We start from the raw sequence: 16,355 nt of genomic DNA on the forward strand, positions 1-16,355 counted from the left end.
TGTGGTCCCCCCCCCCCGGGCCGGCGCCCCGTCCACCTTGGGGGTGTTGGCCCCCCCCCCCCCCCCCCCCCCCCCCGCCGCATTCTCACCCGCGACCGATCCCTGATCGAAATCTGACCTCTGGAGACCCTAATGTACGAAGCGCTCAAGGCTCCCCCACCCGACAAGATCATCCAGCTCATCGCGCTGTTCGCCGAGGATCCGCGCACCGATAAGGTCGATCTCGGCGTTGGCGTCTACAAGGACCCGGACGGCAACACGCCGGTGATGCGCGCGGTGAAGATCGCCGAAAAGGCGCTCTGGGAGGAGCAATCCACCAAAAGCTATCTGAGCGTTCTCGGTGACAAGAGCTTCGTCAACGGCATGCGCGACCTGATTCTCGGTGACGCGGTCGATGCGGCTCGGATCGGTGGAGCGCAGACACCGGGCGGCACCGGGGCAATCCGTCAGCTCTGCGAGCTGATCCAGCGTGCTACGCCCGATGCAACTGTCTGGCATTCCGATCCGACCTGGCCGAACCATCCGCAGATCATCAATCATGTCGGTCTCACATCGAAGACCTTCCGCTACTATGACGCGGCCGCAGGCGCGGTGAGCTTCGAGGCGATGTGCGACGATCTGAAGGCCGCGGCCGCGGGCGATGTGGTGATCCTGCACGGTTGCTGCCACAATCCGACGGGTGCAAACCTGACTCTCGAACAGTGGGAGGCGATCACCGCGCAGTGCGAGGCGCAGGGGCTCATTCCGCTGATCGACATTGCCTATCAGGGCTTCGGCGACGGCCTCGAGGAAGATGCAGCCGGCGTGCGGCACATGGCGGCCAGCCTGCCCGAGGTGATGATCGGCGCAAGCTGCTCGAAGAACTTCGGCCTTTACCGCGACCGCGTCGGCGCTGCGCTGGTGATCGGCAAGGATGCCGAAGCCGGTAAGCTCGCGGAAGCCAACCTGGGCTCCCTCAACCGCCTGAACTTCTCCTTCCCGCCGGATCACGGGGCGAAGGTGGTTTCGATCATTCTCAATGACACCGAGTTGCGCACCGCGTGGAAAGCCGAGCTCGAGGAGATGCGCCTCAACATGCTGTCCCTGCGCAAGGGGCTGGCGGAAGCGCTGCGCCGGGAAGCCAATTCCGACCGCTTCGACTATATCGCGGTGCATCGTGGCATGTTCACCCAGCTTGGCGGCACGGTCGAGAAGGTTAAGGCACTGCGCGAGGATCACGGGATCTACATGGTCGGCACTGGCCGGATCAACATTGCGGGTCTGCCGGCGGATGGGCTCGACAAGCTTGCCAAGGCGATTGTCAGCGTCGGGATCTGAGTTTTCCCGGGAACGCTTCTGCTGGGTGCCCGGCGCCCGGCTCGTGGATGCCCGGGGAAACAGCTACGACGCGGGAGACAGCGCGGCAGGAGATCTTGCCGCGCTTTTCGCCGCCGCGGGGCGCGGTGACGAATTCTGTCTGACCCCGAATGGGCTCGAGATCCTCGCGCCCGCATCCTTGGGCACCCTGCCCTCCTTCCAGTGTGAAACATCCGGCACCAGCGGAACGCCCAAGCGGATCCGCCGGACGCAGGCCTCCTGGCTCGCGAGCATCGTAATTGATCGCGCGCGATTCGGGATCGGGCCGGGAAGTTCGGTCGGGGTTCTGGGTGGGCTCGAAAGCTCGCTGGCGCTCTACGGCGCCGTCGAGGCGCTCTGCCTTGGCGCTGATCTGCATGTCGTGGGCGGAATGCGCCCGGATCGCCAGCTTGCGCGGCTCGATGCGCAGCGCGTTTCGCTCCTCTGGGCCACTCCGACCCAAGTGCGTCAGCTTGCGGCATGCGGTCGGCCCTGCGCTTCCCTGCGCCATTTGCTCGTGGGGGGCGGGCGGTTCGACAGGGCGACGCGGGAGATGGCCTCGCAGCTTTTCCCCGGCGCGGAGATCACCGAGTTCTATGGCTCCGCGGAGACGAGCTTCATCACACTTACCAGTAAGGATACACCGGACGGATCGGTAGGACGCGCCTATGCCGGCGTGGTTCTGGAAATTCGCGGTGCGGACGGACAAGTGCAGGCAGCGGACAGTCCGGGGGAGATATGGGTGAGAAGTCCTTATCTCTTCACCGGCTACGCTCGGGGCGGCTCGGACCATACGAAACGTGACGGGCCGTGGCTCACAATTGGCGAGACTGGCGCGCTGGATGAGAGCGGACATCTCCGTATTGGCGCGCGGGCAGGACGAATGGTCACTGTGTCGGATCGCAACGTCTCGCTCGATGCAGTGGAAGAGGTACTGCTCGGGCTGGACGGCGTCGCGCAGGCCGGGGTTGTTGCCATGCCAGATCCGTTGCGCGGACAGATCCTCGCGGGCGTGCTTCAGTGCAGCGGGTGTGCGGACCCTGAAGTCATTCTGCGCCAGGCCCGTGCGGCATTGGGTGCAACAGTCGCGCCACGGCGCCTCGTAACAATCGACCACTGGCCTCAACTTGCGTCCGGAAAGACCGATTATGCTGCTCTGCGCGCCCGACTGGATGGCGACGGCAAGTGAGCAGCGCCTGGATCATCGCCGCCAGACGAACACCGGTGGCTCCGCGCGGTGGGGCGCTCTCGCGGCTGGCACTGCACGAGCTTGCCGCTGCCTCTGCCCGCGCCTGTCTCGAGGATGCGGGGATTGCAAGCGACAGTGTGGAGGAGTTGATCCTCGGCAACGGAATCGGGCCGGGTGGCAATCCGGCACGTGTGGCCGCGCTGGCCACGGGGCTGCCCGAGCGGGTGGGCGGACTGACACTCGACAGGCAGTGTTGCAGCGGTCTGGATGCGGTCGGGCTCGCGGCCATGCTGGTCGAAACCGGGCGGGCGGAAATCGTGCTCGCGGGCGGGGCGGAAAGCTATTCGCGACGTCCGCTGCGGCTCGCTACCGACCCTGACGGCGGCCCGCCGCGTCCCTACGATCAGGCGCCCTTTACCCCCTGGCCGGAGCGCGATCCGGACATGCACGAGGCTGCCGACGCGCTCGGACGCAAACTCGGGATCCCACGTGCCGAGCAGGACGCCTGGGCCGTGGAGAGCCACGCCAAAGCGCTGGACGCGCAAGCGCGTGCAGTGACTACAGGTCCTTATCGAGAGATTGCCCGCGTGTCCGGCACGGATCTGGAGCAGGATGCGTTTGCACGGCGGCTTACTCCCGCCCTCGCCCGGCGCGCCAAGCCGATTGCCGGGGAGATCACGTCAGCCAATGCGGCGGTGGCGGCAGATGGTGCGGCATTCTGCCTGGTCGTCTCGGAGCGGATCGCACGCAGCGCGCCCGGCCCTGCGATCCGGGTTGGGACATGGGCTTCTCTGGGTGGCGATCCGGACCTGCCCGGTCTGGCGCCTGTGTCGGCCATTCGCCATGTGCTCGAGAGAGAGGCCCTGCGACCGGAGACACTTTGCGCGGCGGAAATCATGGAGGCCTATGCTGTGCAGGCCATCGCATGCGTGAAGGGATCAGGAATCGACCCAGCCATTGTGAACCGCAGGGGAGGTGCGCTGGCTCGCGGTCACCCCGTGGGCGCGTCCGGGGCAATACTCGCGGTTCGGCTCTACCACGAGCTTTGCAAAAGGGGCGGCACAGGCATTGCCGCCATTGCTGCGGCGGGCGGGCTAGGCACCGCGCTCGCACTCATCAGGGATCGCTGAAGCCCGAGAAGGTCGCGAATTCATCGAGCGGCATCCGGCTCGTCCTGACGCTATTGGCGGGATGGTCCGGATCGGCATGGCCGAGCGCGATGCCGCAGACCACAATCTCTTCCTCCGGCAAATCCAAGTGATCGACCACCACGTCGGCATAATTCGCCAACGCGCCGATGCCGCAGGTCGACAGCCCCTCCTCTGCGGCCGCCGCCAGAAGCGCATGGATCGCCATGCCGAGATCCATGAAACAGCCCTTGCCCATCCCCTTCTCAATGGTGATGACGATGGCGACGGGCGCGTCGAAGAACTGGTAGTTGCGCTCGAATTGGCGCTTGCGGCTTGCGAGATCGCGCTTGTCGATCCCGAGCGCCGCATAGAGCGCATAGCCTGCCTCTCTCTGGCGGGCTTTCAGATGTGGCGGCATGGGCTTTGGAAAGTAGGAATACTCCGAAACCATGGGGCGGCCCGCATCGATGGCCCCCTGCAGCGCCGCCTTCAATCCGTCGAGCGGCGCCCCGGTGAGGACATGGAATTTGCCCGGTTGCAGGTTGGCGCCACTGGGCGCGGCACGCGCGGCGATCAGGATCCGCGCCACGGTTTCGCGCGGCACGGGCCGATCGAGATAGGCCCGGATCGAGCGACGCGCTGCAGCCATGGATCAGGCCCGCGAGAAGACAGCATCGGGGCGGGCGCGCAGGAGCGTGGCTGTGATGAACCCGGCAACGATTGCCTTGACAAGATCACCGGGAACAAAGGGCAGCGCGAGAAGAGAGGCTTCGCCGATGCTTTTCTGCAGGGTGACGGCCATGCCCACGATACCGCAGAGATGCATAACGCCGATCCCGCCGACAATGGCAGCGAGGCTCATTCCAAGAGTAAGGCCACGGGCGGGCAGCCGTTCGACGATAAGGCCGGTTGCAAGCGCCGCAAGCGGGAAGCCCACGAGGTAGCCCGCGGTGGGGCTCACGAAGACGCCGAGGCCACCGCGTCCGCCTGCCAGAAGCGGCAGGCCGAGGGCGACGAGGAACAGGAAGAGGCAAACCGCGAGAAAGCCGCGCCGCGCACCGAGTACCGTGCCGCAGAGCATCACACCCAGGCTTTGCGCAGTGATCGGCACACCGAAGGCGAGGTCGATCTTCGGAATGAGCCCAAGTGCGGCGATGAGTGCCGCGAAAAGTGCGATGAAGGAAAGATTGCGTTCCATGGCCCGGCCCCCGCGTTGCGTCTGATCCGCTTTTCATACGATTCCGCGCGCGGGCGCAACATGGGAGAAGTGCCTCGCGCCGGACATGCTTCGGCCAGCAACATACCGCGCGGCCCGGATTCTCAGCCAGACCCGCCCCGTGCCCGAAGCGCCTCGGAAACATGTTCGGCATCGTCGATGGCCAGAAGCGCGAAGGGTCCCACGATCCTCCAGCCGGGGCGCCGGGCGGATCGGGCGCGCCAGGCTTCCACGAGGCGCCCGCCCTTTTCGGCGAGGACCGGCGTGAACCGGATGACGAGGGCGACCGCCAGTCCCAGCCGGTGGGTCTCAAGTCCGAACCGCCGAAGCGGCCCGAGAAGCCGTTCCGTCACGGCGAGCATGTCGTCGAGCCGGGTGGTCATGGTCACGAGGTTCGCAAGGCCCACACAGGTCACCAGCCGGGCAGATATCTCGACACCCTGAGCGATTGCTCCGCTGACGATGTGCCATAGCATGACCACTGCAACGAAGATCCAGAGCGGACGCAGCATTCGCAAACCTTGGCGCAGGAATCGCGGGCCGGGAACGAGATAGAGAGCGAGCAGGCTGGCGCAGGCCGAGAGACTTGCAACGAGACTTCCGGCAAGTCCCAAGATCAGCGTGACCAAGCAAAGCACCAGCATCTTCGCGGACGCAGGCCAGCGCTGATAAATGGACGGAACGTCAGAGGTCAGTGAAATCATCGAGCCCTCCCAGCTGCGCCATCTCCCGGCGGTATTCGGGCAGCACGTCGCCCGGCATCCCGTCCGCGACCACGCGGCCCGCTTCGAGCCAGATGATACGGTCATACCCATCGAGCGCGGCAAGGTCGTGGGTCACGTGGAGAACGGATTGTTCGAGGCCGGCGAGATAGCGTGTCAGACGTTGGGTCGTCGGCGCATCGAGCCCGGCAAAGGGTTCGTCAAGAATGATGAGGCGCGGCTCCATGGCGGCGACCGAAAGCAGGCAGACGAGGTGACGTTGGCCCTGCGACAGCGTCTGGATCGGGCGCTCTGCCCATTCGGACCGCCCGAACCGCGCGAGAATTCGGGTCGCAGCAGCGCGCGCTTCCCGCCTGGACCGTCCCTGCTGCGCAAGCCCGAAGGCAATTTCCTCCTCGACGGTCGGGAAGATGATCTGATGATCCGGGTTCTGGAAAAGGATGCCCACCGTTCGAATTGCGGCGCGGCGATCCTGCGCCACGTCGACGCCTTCGACCCGGACCGCCCCGGAATCCGGTTGGATGAGACCGGCAGCGAGCCGCGAGAGCAGGGACTTCCCCGATCCGTTGCGCCCGATCAGCCCGACACGCGGCTCTGCAAGCTGTAGCGAAAAATCGGAGAAGATCTGTCGCTCGCCCTTCCTGAGCGAAACATTGTCGATGGAGAGCTGCGCCGCGCGGGTGGCGACGGGCTCCGAGGGCTGGTCCCGCATCTCAGAGTTGCCCCTCCACGGGCAGGAGTCGGGTGATCCCGGCAATTGCCTTCCGGCTTGCGCTGGCGCCGGGTTCGTCGCGGTAGGTTTCGGTCACGCCGTCATTGGCGTAAGTCCAGAGAATATCGCCTTCCGGATCAAGCGAGAGCTGGTAGGTATATTTCGGAAGATCCTCGTCGATCCCGCGCAAAAAGCCATTAGCGATGCTCCGGCTCGCTATGAAAAGGCCGAATTCGGTATTGAGCTTGACCGAGCGCGGGTCGAAATTGAACGACGTAACCACCGAGGGTGTATCGTCGATCACTGCCAGCTTGGTGTGCATCGTCAGACGCGCCTTGCTCTCGGGCGGGAGATCTCCCAGCGCCTGGGGTGCATCGGCACGGATTTCATAGAGTTCCACCCCTGCCGCCAGCAACCGCTTGCGATGGCGCATGTAGCCAGCATGAACATAAGGGTGGTTGGTCGCAGCCAGTGAATTGGTCACGATCCGTACCCGAACGCCATTGGCGGGCAGTCCGGACAGCAGGTCGGCACCCCAATCCTCCGGCACGAAATACGGCGTAAGTATAGTCACCTGGGTTTCGGCCCCGGCGATCTGGCCCATTAACGTTTCGGCCAGGGGCCGCGTCCCGTCCGCTACGGTCTCGCGCAATTTGACAGGCGTATCGGTCACGACCTGTGCGTAACCGGTTTGCAGCGGAACGCGCCCCGCTCTCACATCCGCCAGATAGGCCGAACCGACGGCACGTTCGTAGATCCCGGCGGCGGCCGTATCCGCCTGCGCCTGCAGACCGGCCTCGACGGCAACGACATCGATGGCAGGCTCCTCTCGGCGCAGCGCCTCGATCGGAACAGACCATTCGTCGGACCAGAACGTCTCGAAAGCGTCAGAAATCTCTTCGACCACCGGACCGACGACAAAGAGATCGAAATCCGCGAACTCGCTCTCCGTGTCGATCTGATAGTATTCGTCGGCAATGTTGCGCCCCCCGACGATGGCCAATCCATCGTCCACCACGAAGGCCTTGTTGTGCATCCTCCGGTTCACGCGCCCGAAATCGAGTGCGTAATTCACTACGGTCGGGCTGCGGCGGGACAGCGGATTGAAGAGCCGGACGTCGATCCCCGGATGGCTGGCGAGCAACGCAAGCTGCCGGTCATTCGCCTTGGTGAAGACGTCATCGAAAAGGAGCCGCACGGTGACGCCGCGGTCGGCGGCCTCCATCAGCGCGAGCGAGACGAGACTGCCGGCCTTGTCGGGCTTGATGAGAAAGGATTGCAGATCGATCCTGCCTTCCGCCCGTTCGATCATCGAGAGCCGCGCGCCCAGCGCGTCATTGCCATCCGTCAACGGTATGAACCCGGACTGGCCCTGCGGCAGGTCGATGGCCGCCTCGATCCGCGCAAGTGACCGCGAGGCAGCCATCGAGGATACTGGTTTCGCCTCGGGGCGCGGGGCATCGAAGGGCACGTAGGTGCAGGCGCACAGCGCAAGCGGCGGGAGGCAGATCCGAAGGAGACGCAGACAATCACTCATGGACGGGAGTGATACTGCCTTTTTACCTGACAGGCGAGTTGGAGTTTTGACCTGATCTCGGGGCCGGCCGATCAGACGCGTTCGCCCTGCTCGAGCTTTTGCATAAGTTGCGCCGCGCGGCCGCGGGTTGCCTCCCTGCTTTCGTCCTTCATCCGATCCCAGGTGCGATACATCTGGGCCATGCGTGGATTGCCCTCGAGTTTCTCACGGTTGCGGTCGAGAAAGTCCCAGTAGAGCGAATTAAACGGGCAGGCATTCTCCTCGGAGCGCTTCTTCACGTCATAGGCGCAGGTGCCGCAGTAATCCGACATGCGGTCGATATACTTGCCCGAGGAGGCATAGGGCTTCGAGCCGAGCAGGCCGCCATCGGCGAACTGGGTCATGCCGAGCGTGTTGGGCGCCTCGACCCATTCATAGGCATCAGCGTAGACCTCGAGATACCATTGATGGACCTGGACCGGCTCTGCGCCCATGATCAGCGCAAAATTGCCCGTGACCATCAGGCGCTGAATGTGATGGGCGTAGGCCTCCTCCATGGTCTGCGTCACGGCCTCTCGCAGGCAAGTCATGTCGGTTTCGGCATCCCAATAGAAGCCCGGCAGGTCGCGTGTGGCACCAAGGTGGTTGCGGGAGGTGTAGTCCGGACCTTCCATGTCGTAGATGCCACGCACGAATTCCCGCCAGCCGAGGATCTGTCGGATGTAACCCTCAACTGCATTGAGGGGAGCGTTTCCGTCGCGATATGCGTCTTCGGCCCGCTTGCAGAGATCGAGCGGATCTAGCAGTCCCGCGTTGAGATAGACCGAGAGCACCGAGTGATAAAGGAATCGCTCGCCCGTTAGCATCGCGTCCTGGTAGTCGCCGAAGGATGGCAGTGCTTCGCGCATGAATTTCGAGGCGGCGCGCTTGGCGGCGATGGCGTCAGTTGCGAACCAGAACGGGCGCAGATGACCAAGGTTGTCGGGAAATTCGCGTTCGACAAGGTCGAGCACCTCTTCGGTGATCGCGTCGGGTTCGTGCCGCATCGGGCTCGGCATGAAAAGATCCTGCTTGGCGGGCTTACGGTTCTCGGAATCGTAGTTCCACTTGCCGCCCTCGGGATCCTCCCCATCCATCAGGATACCCGTCTTGCGGCGCATCTCGCGATAGAAATACTCCATGCGGAGCGATTTGCGTCCCTCGGCCCACGCGTGGAACTCCTTGGTGCTGGCGATGAACCGGTCATCGGGCAGGATGTCAAATGCGAGGGGGCAAGCCTCCAAAGCCTGCCGCAGCCGCCATTCGCCGCATTCCGTTGCAAGGACACCATTCGCCTCGAACTCCGAATGGCGCCGCATCAGCTCGCCGCAGATCGATCTCGAAGTCTCCGGATCGTCATAGCGGGAATAGGCGACGCGCCAGCCGTCCGCTTCCAGATCCTGCGCAAAATGGCGCATGGCCGAGAATATGAAAGCAATCTTCTTCTTGTGGTGGCCCACGTAGCTTGCCTCGTCGCGCACCTCGGCCATGACGATGACGTCCCTGTCCTTGTCCGCAGCCCTCAATGCCGAGAGACCGGGCGAGAGCTGGTCGCCCAGCACGAGGACGAGCCTTGGCGCTACCACGAGACAACCTTTCCGTCCCAGGCAAAGAAGCCCCCGGTGTTTTCGGGTGTGAGGCCATCCATCACCGAGACAAGGTTGCCCGCGGCCTCCTCGGGCGTCACGGCCGGGTGGCGCCCCAGATAGGCCTGGGTCAGTTCGGATTTCACCGTTCCGGGGTGGAGCGCGACCACGATCGCCTCGGGCCATTTGCGGGCAATCTCGATGGAGGCAGTGCGAACGACCTGATTGAGTGCCGCCTTCGAGGCGCGGTAGCTGATCCAGCCACCCAGGCGATTGTCTCCGATCGACCCAACCCGCGCGGACAGGGTTGCGAAGACCGCCCGCCGATCGCGCGGCAAGAATGGATGAAGATGCTTGAGCAGGAGCGCCGGACCGATGGCATTCAGCGCGAATTGCGCCGCCATTGCCTGCGATTCGATCTGCGCAAGCGCCTTTTCGGGACCGTTTCCGTCGATCTCGAGCGCACCGGTCGCATCGAAGATTAGGTCGAACTCACCGCTCAACCTGCCGGCTGCCGCTGCAATGGAAGCCTCATCGGTAACATCCAGCCCGTCACCGGAACGCGAAAGCGACGTCACCTCCCAGCCGCCGGAGCGGAGGCATTCCGTGAGAGCCGAGCCGATGGCCCCCGTCGATCCGATAATGAGTGCGCGCATCTTGATCACTGTCCTCCGGGCTTCCCACCCTCAGATGGTGGTCCGAATTGCCACTTCGTCCAGTGTCTGCGCCGATCCGCGGATTGAGCGAGATTCATCCTGAATCGCAAAACAGACTCGCTTTTGTCCTCTGCCTTGCGGCATGTGGGGCCAAAGGCCAGGCGGTATTCTAGGAAGTCCCGCGTGGGCAAGCCGACCCGACACACTGTTTTTTGAGCAACGCATGCGGCAACAGACACGGATGGGCGATTTTCGCAGTTGCGAAAGACCTGTATACTAAGGTCAGGAGTAGTTCCCTGGTGGTGTTGGATTTCAAATTGTTTCGGCTTCTTCTCAGCACATGTATCATGGTGGGTGCAGCCGGCCTGGTGACGGTCGGACTGATGGCGGATACGCTGAACATCTGGCTGTTGAGCTTCATATACAGCTTCCGGATACACATCGGTGTGGTCGGCATCCTGTGCGGGATCGCCGCAATCATTGTCTATCGGCGCAATTACGTGGCCTATCTGATCGTCGCGGTTGGAATCGGCTCCACCGTGTTCGCCTGGTATGAAGCACGGGCCTTCTCGCCTTGGCCAAGCTTCGGGGCGAGTGCATCCACCACTCCGAACATGCGCGTCATGTCCTTCAACGTGCTCGGGGACAATCGGCAGGGGCCACGACTTGTCTCGATCATACGTGACATCGACCCTGATGTGGCGGTTATTCTGGAGGCCAACGCGCTGCTTCTGGAATTGCCTGAATTGTCACAGACATATCCCTACCGCGTGGGGTGCGGGGAGTTGGATCGGGGCTGCGATTCACTCATTCTGTCGAAATATCCCCTGGAGAACCGCAAGGCGCTTACGCTCAGCCGTTTGAGCCAGAAACGGCTCCTGATGGCGGATCTCGTCTACAAGGGCGTTCCGATCCGTATCACCAGCGCGCATCTGACAAAGCCTTATTACGATGACATCCAGCGCAGCGAGATCTGGGAGGTCATTCGCCACCTGAACCGATACGAGGGAAACCTCATTCTGACCGGCGACTTCAACGCTTCGCTCATGCAGCCTTCGATCCGCCGCATTCCCGAAATGCTCGACCTGCGCACTGGCCCCTTCGAACCGGCGAGCTGGCCGATCAAGGCAGGCCGCTGGGGGATCGCGATCGATCATATTCTTACCAGACCGGCGCTCGAAATCATCGCGACACATCGGATCGAGGAAAACGCGGGCTCCAACCACTACGGGCTCTATGCGGACATTCATGTGCCCGGCGTGGAGGCGGAAGCCGATGATGGTGTGGCGGCGGCAACGCAGTAAGCATCGCACGACGCTCATTTCTTGAAAGGTTCCACACCTTCGCGTAAATGATGCTGACCAATTGAACACGGTCAGGAGTGGTGGCAATGGCGGGATTGATGTCGGGCAAGCGCGGCCTGATCATGGGCGTGGCGAACGACAAGTCGATTGCCTGGGGCATTGCCAAGGCCTGTCACGAACAGGGCGCGGAACTCGCCTTCACCTATCAGGGCGAGGCACTTGGAAAGCGCGTTCAGCCGCTTGCTCAGTCGGTCGACTCCTCATTGGTGCTCCCGTGCGATGTGACAGATGACGCGTCGATGGATGCAGTCTTCGCCGAACTCTCCGAGAAATGGGGCAAGCTGGATTTCCTCGTCCATGCCATCGGCTTCTCGGACAAGTCGGAGCTGCGCGGCTCCTATACGGAAAACACAACGGCCGCGAATTTCGGCCGCACGATGCAGATCTCGGTCTATTCCTTCACCGCGGCCGTGCAGCGAGCGCTGCCGATGATGAACGACGGCGGTTCCTGCCTTACGCTTACCTATTACGGTGCGGAAAAGGTCATGCCGCATTACAACGTCATGGGCGTTGCCAAGGCCGCACTCGAGGTTTCGGTCAAATACATGGCGATGGATCTCGGGCCGCGGAACATCCGGGTGAACGCACTTTCCGCCGGGCCGATCAAGACCTTGGCTGCGTCCGGCATCGGCGATTTCCGCTACATCATGAAGTGGAACGAGCTGAACGCGCCCCTGCGGCGCAACGTGACGCAGGAGGACGTCGGCAAGTCCGCGCTCTATCTGCTCTCAGATCTTTCCTCGGGCGTGACGGGCGAAACGCATCACGTGGATGCCGGCTATCACGTCGTTGGCATGAAGGCTGAAGACGCACCCGATATCGATGTGGTTTCGGGACGCAAGGGCGCGTGAGCCCGGCGGCATGCCGAAATGCTGCCGAAACTCTCGGGAGAACGCGACCCCGAACCGGAGCCCAACACTCTCGTAAGGCTCGCGCGCGGATCTGATCCGGTCAAAAGCCGTGATCGCAACCGGAAGTCTGGTGGAGCGGAGGCGGAGCATCGCGATCGCGATGATCGCGCTCACGTTCCGCTCCTACGGATTTGGGCGGATCACATTCATCGCGCTCGACGGAATCCCCGGCTGAAGTATCGGCAGCTTTGCAACGCGGGAACTGGCCATCGGGCCTCCCGCATTCATTCAGCGGTCCGCCTGAGCTTCCGGGCATGTGGACGACTGCGGCTCATGACTGTATGGTCCGCCGCAGCCATATCAGAAGAAAAACTGCGCCATGAATGATCGTCTTCCCCATGAAAAGGGCTTCCACGTCTCTTGGGACCAGATTCACCGGGACAGCCGCGCGCTGGCCTGGCGGCTTGACAAGCGCGGACCGGATGACGGCGCTTGGCGCTCTATCGTCGCGATCACGCGTGGCGGCATGGCCCCCGCCATGATCGTTGCCCGCGAATTGGACATCCGCAAGGTCGATACGATCTCGGTGAAATCTTACGACTGGCAGGAACAGGCATCCGCTAAGGTTCTGAAATCACCCGACGCGGATGTCATGTCGGACGGGGGCAAGGGTGTCCTGATCATCGACGATCTCGTGGACACCGGAAAGACGCTCGAACTGGTTCGGCAACTCTATCCGAACGCCCATTTCGCGACAGTCTATGCCAAGCCGCAAGGCCGCGAGATGGTCGATACCTTCATCACGGAAGTCAGCCAGGACACGTGGATCTTCTTTCCGTGGGACATGGCGCTTCAATACGTGCGCCCGTATCGGGGCAACTGAACGCGCCGTTCCCGTCAAGGCCCGGCGTGAATGTTTCGGCTGCGGCTCGCCTGGCCTTGCCCCGCGCGTCCGCCATCCGTTGCAAGGCATCCTTGACCTCCGCGACGGACGCTTCGACCGGCAGAGCCCCGTTCACGGTGATCACCGGGCAATGCAGTTGATCAAGCCAGATGAGGTGGCGCTGCAGGCTTCGCAGCGACAGCCCACCGGTGTCATATTCCGCGGCCCAGCGAAGAAATGCCTCGGCACCGCGGGGGATTTTCCATGTGCCACGCTCTTCGCCAAGTCCATGGCGAAGCGCCTCGCGACGCCGCAGACGCCTCAACCGCAAGGTGGTCTCGGTGCGTACGAAGACGACGAGATCGAACCTGTCGGCAAGCCCGTTTCCCCAGCTTTCCAGAGCCCCGCTCAACACCCAGGTGGGTCGGGGCAGGAACATTTCTTCCATCAGCCTCAGCCTGTCCGGGATCGAACGTTTTTCCCGGAACGGCGGGTCAGTGGGTAGCCAGTAGTAATCGTCGGTGTCGTGGTGCGGGATGGAAAAGGTCTCGGCCAGAGCCTGGCCGAGGGTTGTGACTCCGGCACCTGCAGCACCCGTAAGATGAATCCGACATTGAGTCATAACGCAAATATACGGCGTATGATGCGGTTGCGAAAGACGGTTTGTGAAACTTTTGAGCCAGCGCTCACCTTTCCTTAACGTCTATCGGCATTGCCCGACAGGAAAGCCGGGCAAAAATCCCGCGCACCAGACCGCCAGGATGGCGGGAAGAACGCGACACCCGGCGTCGGGCTTGCCCTTGGTGTGGGAGGGAGCCAAATAGACCGTTGGGCCAAGCGAGGGAACGGACATGGGCGAGAACGCGGACAGAAGCGGCATCTTTGCGGGGGACGATCCCTTTGCGATTGCCAGGGCGTGGCTCGCCGAGGCGGAGAAGAGCGAGATCAATGATCCGAACGCCATGGCTCTGGCAACCGCCGACCCTGACGGCCTGCCGAATGTGCGCATGGTTCTGCTCAAGGAAATCGAGCCGTCGGCCTTTGTTTTCTATACGAATTACGAAAGCCGGAAGGCAGAGGAGATCGAGGCCAGCGGCAAGGCGGGCTTTGTGATCCATTGGAAAAGCCTGCGCCGCCAGATCCGCGCGCGCGGCCTCGTGGAACGGGAGGACGGCCCGAAAGCGGACGAATACTACCGCTCCCGCAGCCTCAAGAGCCGGCTCGGTGCCTGGGCCTCGCAACAGTCGCAGCCGCTTTCGTCGCGGGGCGCGTTGATGGCGGAAGTGGCGCGCATCACCGCTGCAAAGGGGCTGAATCCGGACCGCCCCCCCTTCTGGGGCGGGTATCGAATCACGCCGGTCGAAATCGAGTTCTGGGCGGACGGGGCACACAGGCTGCACGACCGGTTTCGGTGGACCCGCAGTGATGCTGCATCGCAATGGAATGTCGAACGTCTGAGCCCCTGAGGCCCCTCGGGCGCCTTGATCGGGACATGACGATCTGCCGCGAATCGGCCTCCCCGGACCGGCGCCGGGGGCGCGAATCCGGCATGTGACAATGATATGCATTCCATATGCATTTCATGCAGAAAAAAATCTGCCCCGCCCCGTTCTGTTGCCGCTTCGGCCTCTGGACCGCGCGCGTCAAAGCCCTAGCTGGTAACCCGACCGGCGGTTTGGATGGCAATGTCAGGCAGTTGTCGTCCCGCGTGCTTCGGCCTGGTTCCAGGCCGCGAGTGGGCGCCCCGGCGAAACGACAGTCCCCCATCACCGGCTTCGAGAGGCATCGTCAGATTTTTTTTGCTGCGATGCAGCAAAAACAGTTGAAATACGATCATGCGGGGTCAAGTTAGGGGCAGTCGACAACGATTAACCCAGTAAGGAGGAGCTACCCAATGGCTACCGAACAGAGCTTGAATACCTTCATCTCGAAGCTGCCTGAAAGCTTCCCGATCGACAAGGACGCAACCATGAACGCCTTCAAGTCCATGGCTGCCTTCAACGAGCGTTTTGCCGGTATCGCAATCGACACCGCAAGCCGCACCAACGAGATCACCGCGAACACCACGCAGGAAAGCCTTTCGCGCCTGCGCGAGCTGACCAAGGTGCATGATGACGCATCCGAATACGGCCAGGCATTCGTGAACTTCGTGCAGGGCCAGATGAACCTGACGCGCGACACTGCCGAAGCTTACGGCAAGGTTCTTGGCGATGTCCGCGAGCAGACCGCCGAGCTGCTTTCGCAGGCTGGCGAAACCGCGAAGGAAACCGCCGAAGCCGAAGTGAAGACCGCCGCGAAGAAGACAACGTCGCGTGCGAAATCCGCTGCCAAGGCGCCGGAAAAAGCCGTCGAGGCGGCTGAAGAGACCGCCGAGAAGGCTGAAGAGAAGGCCGAAGGCGAGAACGCCTGATTCAGGCAACAGAATGACGGCGCGATGCGTGTGTTTTGACGAGTTTGTGTGACGAGTAGCGTATTGGCGTAACGAGTAGCGTCGCAGCCCATGAGCGGCGGGTGTCGAAGGTGAAAAACCTTCCGCCCGCCGTTTTGCGTACAACGGTCGTCCAGATGCGCGGTCGCACAAAGATCAGAGTTTACATGGCGGCAACTTCCGCAACATACCCTTGAATGGATCAGAAGCCATTCCCGCCGGTGAGGTATCGCTTTGCAATGCAGATACGGACCTGCCACTCGCAAGGCATCAGTCGCGAGATCATGCGGAATAGCGGCCCTGTGCTTATCCGCGATGGCAGGTCAATCACTTGCCTCCCGATGCCTTGCTGACGATTTTGAAATAGCGCGAGCTTTCCATTCTTTCGATTTTCTTGCGTTGGAGAGCTTTGCGCTCGCCCTGCCCATCGGCATTCTAGAGAGCTACGAGTATGGGCGACAATTCAACGCGGTTCATGCTGCGGTTGGAAACAGCAAGAACCCGGATGCCATAGCCCTCGCATATCGATTCGGAGCTGGCCTGGATCACCGAGACGCGGACGGTCGCACCCCGTTGCATCACGCGATAGACGCGAACGCGGCTGACGCGACAGCGATCCTTTTGAATCTCGGAGCCAGCACGCTTGTCGAGAATGGGGCGAACCTTAACGCAGTCGAATTTTGCAAGATTGCTCTGAGCTACGTGCAGAAGCATGAAGCGTGTCACCT

The 16,355-nt window shown here is 62.5% G+C and carries 18 protein-coding genes; 9 read left to right on the top strand and 9 right to left on the bottom strand.

Annotated features, from left to right (window positions below):
* Nucleotides 1–132 precede the first annotated feature (132 nt).
* From ACP15W_RS08675 to ACP15W_RS08685, 3 genes are read left to right on the top strand one after another with little or no spacing between them, the layout of a single operon-like run.
* On the top strand, nucleotides 133–1,317 hold the full coding sequence (locus ACP15W_RS08675; protein WP_424932479.1) for an aromatic amino acid transaminase: 1,185 nt from the start codon (nucleotides 133–135) through the stop codon (nucleotides 1,315–1,317).
* Nucleotides 1,318–1,342: 25 nt separating this feature from the next.
* Nucleotides 1,343–2,524: an AMP-binding protein gene (locus ACP15W_RS08680; RefSeq protein WP_424932480.1), complete on the top strand. Its 1,182-nt coding sequence runs from the start codon at nucleotides 1,343–1,345 to the stop codon at nucleotides 2,522–2,524.
* On the top strand, nucleotides 2,521–3,654 hold the full coding sequence (locus ACP15W_RS08685; protein ID WP_424932481.1) for an acetyl-CoA C-acyltransferase: 1,134 nt from the start codon (nucleotides 2,521–2,523) through the stop codon (nucleotides 3,652–3,654). The genes ACP15W_RS08680 and ACP15W_RS08685 overlap by 4 nt, the downstream gene beginning before the upstream one ends.
* On the opposite strand, the gene ACP15W_RS08690 is transcribed toward ACP15W_RS08685, so the two are convergent.
* The 7 genes from ACP15W_RS08690 to ACP15W_RS08720 form a co-directional block, all read right to left on the bottom strand.
* Nucleotides 3,641–4,303, bottom strand: coding sequence for a nitroreductase (locus ACP15W_RS08690; protein ID WP_424932482.1), 663 nt, complete (start codon nucleotides 4,301–4,303; stop codon nucleotides 3,641–3,643). The two genes, ACP15W_RS08685 and ACP15W_RS08690, sit on opposite strands and share 14 nt — an antisense overlap.
* Before the next feature lie 3 nt (nucleotides 4,304–4,306).
* Nucleotides 4,307–4,852: a biotin transporter BioY gene (locus tag ACP15W_RS08695; RefSeq protein ID WP_424932483.1), complete on the bottom strand. Its 546-nt coding sequence runs from the start codon at nucleotides 4,850–4,852 to the stop codon at nucleotides 4,307–4,309.
* Nucleotides 4,853–4,974: 122 nt separating this feature from the next.
* On the bottom strand, nucleotides 4,975–5,574 hold the full coding sequence (locus tag ACP15W_RS08700) for an energy-coupling factor transporter transmembrane component T family protein (protein ID WP_424932484.1): 600 nt from the start codon (nucleotides 5,572–5,574) through the stop codon (nucleotides 4,975–4,977).
* Nucleotides 5,555–6,304 (bottom strand): energy-coupling factor ABC transporter ATP-binding protein, encoded by a 750-nt coding sequence (locus tag ACP15W_RS08705; RefSeq protein WP_424932485.1) that lies wholly within the window; start codon nucleotides 6,302–6,304, stop codon nucleotides 5,555–5,557. The genes ACP15W_RS08700 and ACP15W_RS08705 overlap by 20 nt, the downstream gene beginning before the upstream one ends.
* Nucleotide 6,305: 1 nt before the next feature.
* Entirely contained in the window at nucleotides 6,306–7,841 is a 1,536-nt protein-coding gene (locus tag ACP15W_RS08710; protein WP_424932486.1) for a phospholipase D-like domain-containing protein, read from the bottom strand.
* A 71-nt stretch (nucleotides 7,842–7,912) separates the two neighbouring features.
* Nucleotides 7,913–9,445 (bottom strand): cryptochrome/photolyase family protein, encoded by a 1,533-nt coding sequence (locus ACP15W_RS08715; protein ID WP_424932487.1) that lies wholly within the window; start codon nucleotides 9,443–9,445, stop codon nucleotides 7,913–7,915.
* On the bottom strand, nucleotides 9,439–10,101 hold the full coding sequence (locus tag ACP15W_RS08720; protein WP_424932488.1) for an SDR family NAD(P)-dependent oxidoreductase: 663 nt from the start codon (nucleotides 10,099–10,101) through the stop codon (nucleotides 9,439–9,441). The genes ACP15W_RS08715 and ACP15W_RS08720 overlap by 7 nt, the downstream gene beginning before the upstream one ends.
* A 347-nt stretch (nucleotides 10,102–10,448) precedes the next feature.
* Here ACP15W_RS08720 and ACP15W_RS08725 point away from each other — a divergent pair, with 347 nt between their 5' ends.
* The 4 genes from ACP15W_RS08725 to gpt all read left to right on the top strand — a co-directional run bounded on the left by ACP15W_RS08725 (nucleotide 10,449) and on the right by gpt (nucleotide 13,199).
* Complete coding sequence (locus tag ACP15W_RS08725; RefSeq protein ID WP_424932489.1) at nucleotides 10,449–11,405, top strand: endonuclease/exonuclease/phosphatase family protein; 957 nt, start codon at nucleotides 10,449–10,451, stop codon at nucleotides 11,403–11,405.
* A gap of 86 nt (nucleotides 11,406–11,491) precedes the next feature.
* Nucleotides 11,492–12,316 carry an enoyl-ACP reductase FabI gene (fabI, locus tag ACP15W_RS08730; RefSeq protein ID WP_424932490.1) on the top strand — a complete coding sequence of 275 codons (825 nt, stop codon included), beginning with the start codon at nucleotides 11,492–11,494 and terminating at the stop codon, nucleotides 12,314–12,316.
* Between the two features lie 109 nt (nucleotides 12,317–12,425).
* Nucleotides 12,426–12,551: a hypothetical protein gene (locus tag ACP15W_RS08735; protein ID WP_424932491.1), complete on the top strand. Its 126-nt coding sequence runs from the start codon at nucleotides 12,426–12,428 to the stop codon at nucleotides 12,549–12,551.
* 144 nt (nucleotides 12,552–12,695) lie between these two features.
* The gene (gene gpt, locus ACP15W_RS08740) at nucleotides 12,696–13,199 is read left to right on the top strand and encodes a xanthine phosphoribosyltransferase (protein WP_424932492.1); all 504 of its coding nucleotides are present in this window, start codon (nucleotides 12,696–12,698) and stop codon (nucleotides 13,197–13,199) included.
* Here the strand turns inward: gpt and ACP15W_RS08745 are convergent.
* Nucleotides 13,126–13,821 (bottom strand): adenylate kinase, encoded by a 696-nt coding sequence (locus ACP15W_RS08745; RefSeq protein ID WP_424932493.1) that lies wholly within the window; start codon nucleotides 13,819–13,821, stop codon nucleotides 13,126–13,128. The genes gpt and ACP15W_RS08745 overlap by 74 nt on opposite strands.
* Before the next feature lie 229 nt (nucleotides 13,822–14,050).
* Here ACP15W_RS08745 and pdxH point away from each other — a divergent pair, with 229 nt between their 5' ends.
* Both pdxH and ACP15W_RS08755 read left to right on the top strand, forming a co-directional pair.
* Nucleotides 14,051–14,665, top strand: coding sequence for a pyridoxamine 5'-phosphate oxidase (gene pdxH / locus ACP15W_RS08750; protein ID WP_424932494.1), 615 nt, complete (start codon nucleotides 14,051–14,053; stop codon nucleotides 14,663–14,665).
* Between the two features lie 428 nt (nucleotides 14,666–15,093).
* Nucleotides 15,094–15,609 carry a hypothetical protein gene (locus ACP15W_RS08755; protein ID WP_424932495.1) on the top strand — a complete coding sequence of 172 codons (516 nt, stop codon included), beginning with the start codon at nucleotides 15,094–15,096 and terminating at the stop codon, nucleotides 15,607–15,609.
* 453 nt (nucleotides 15,610–16,062) lie between these two features.
* Here ACP15W_RS08755 and ACP15W_RS08760 read toward each other — a convergent pair whose 3' ends face one another.
* The gene (locus tag ACP15W_RS08760; protein ID WP_424932496.1) at nucleotides 16,063–16,341 is read right to left on the bottom strand and encodes a hypothetical protein; all 279 of its coding nucleotides are present in this window, start codon (nucleotides 16,339–16,341) and stop codon (nucleotides 16,063–16,065) included.
* Nucleotides 16,342–16,355 lie beyond the last annotated feature (14 nt).

Source organism: Amaricoccus macauensis, from assembly GCF_049800915.1.
GTDB classification, from domain to species: Bacteria; Pseudomonadota; Alphaproteobacteria; order Rhodobacterales; family Rhodobacteraceae; genus Amaricoccus; species Amaricoccus macauensis_A.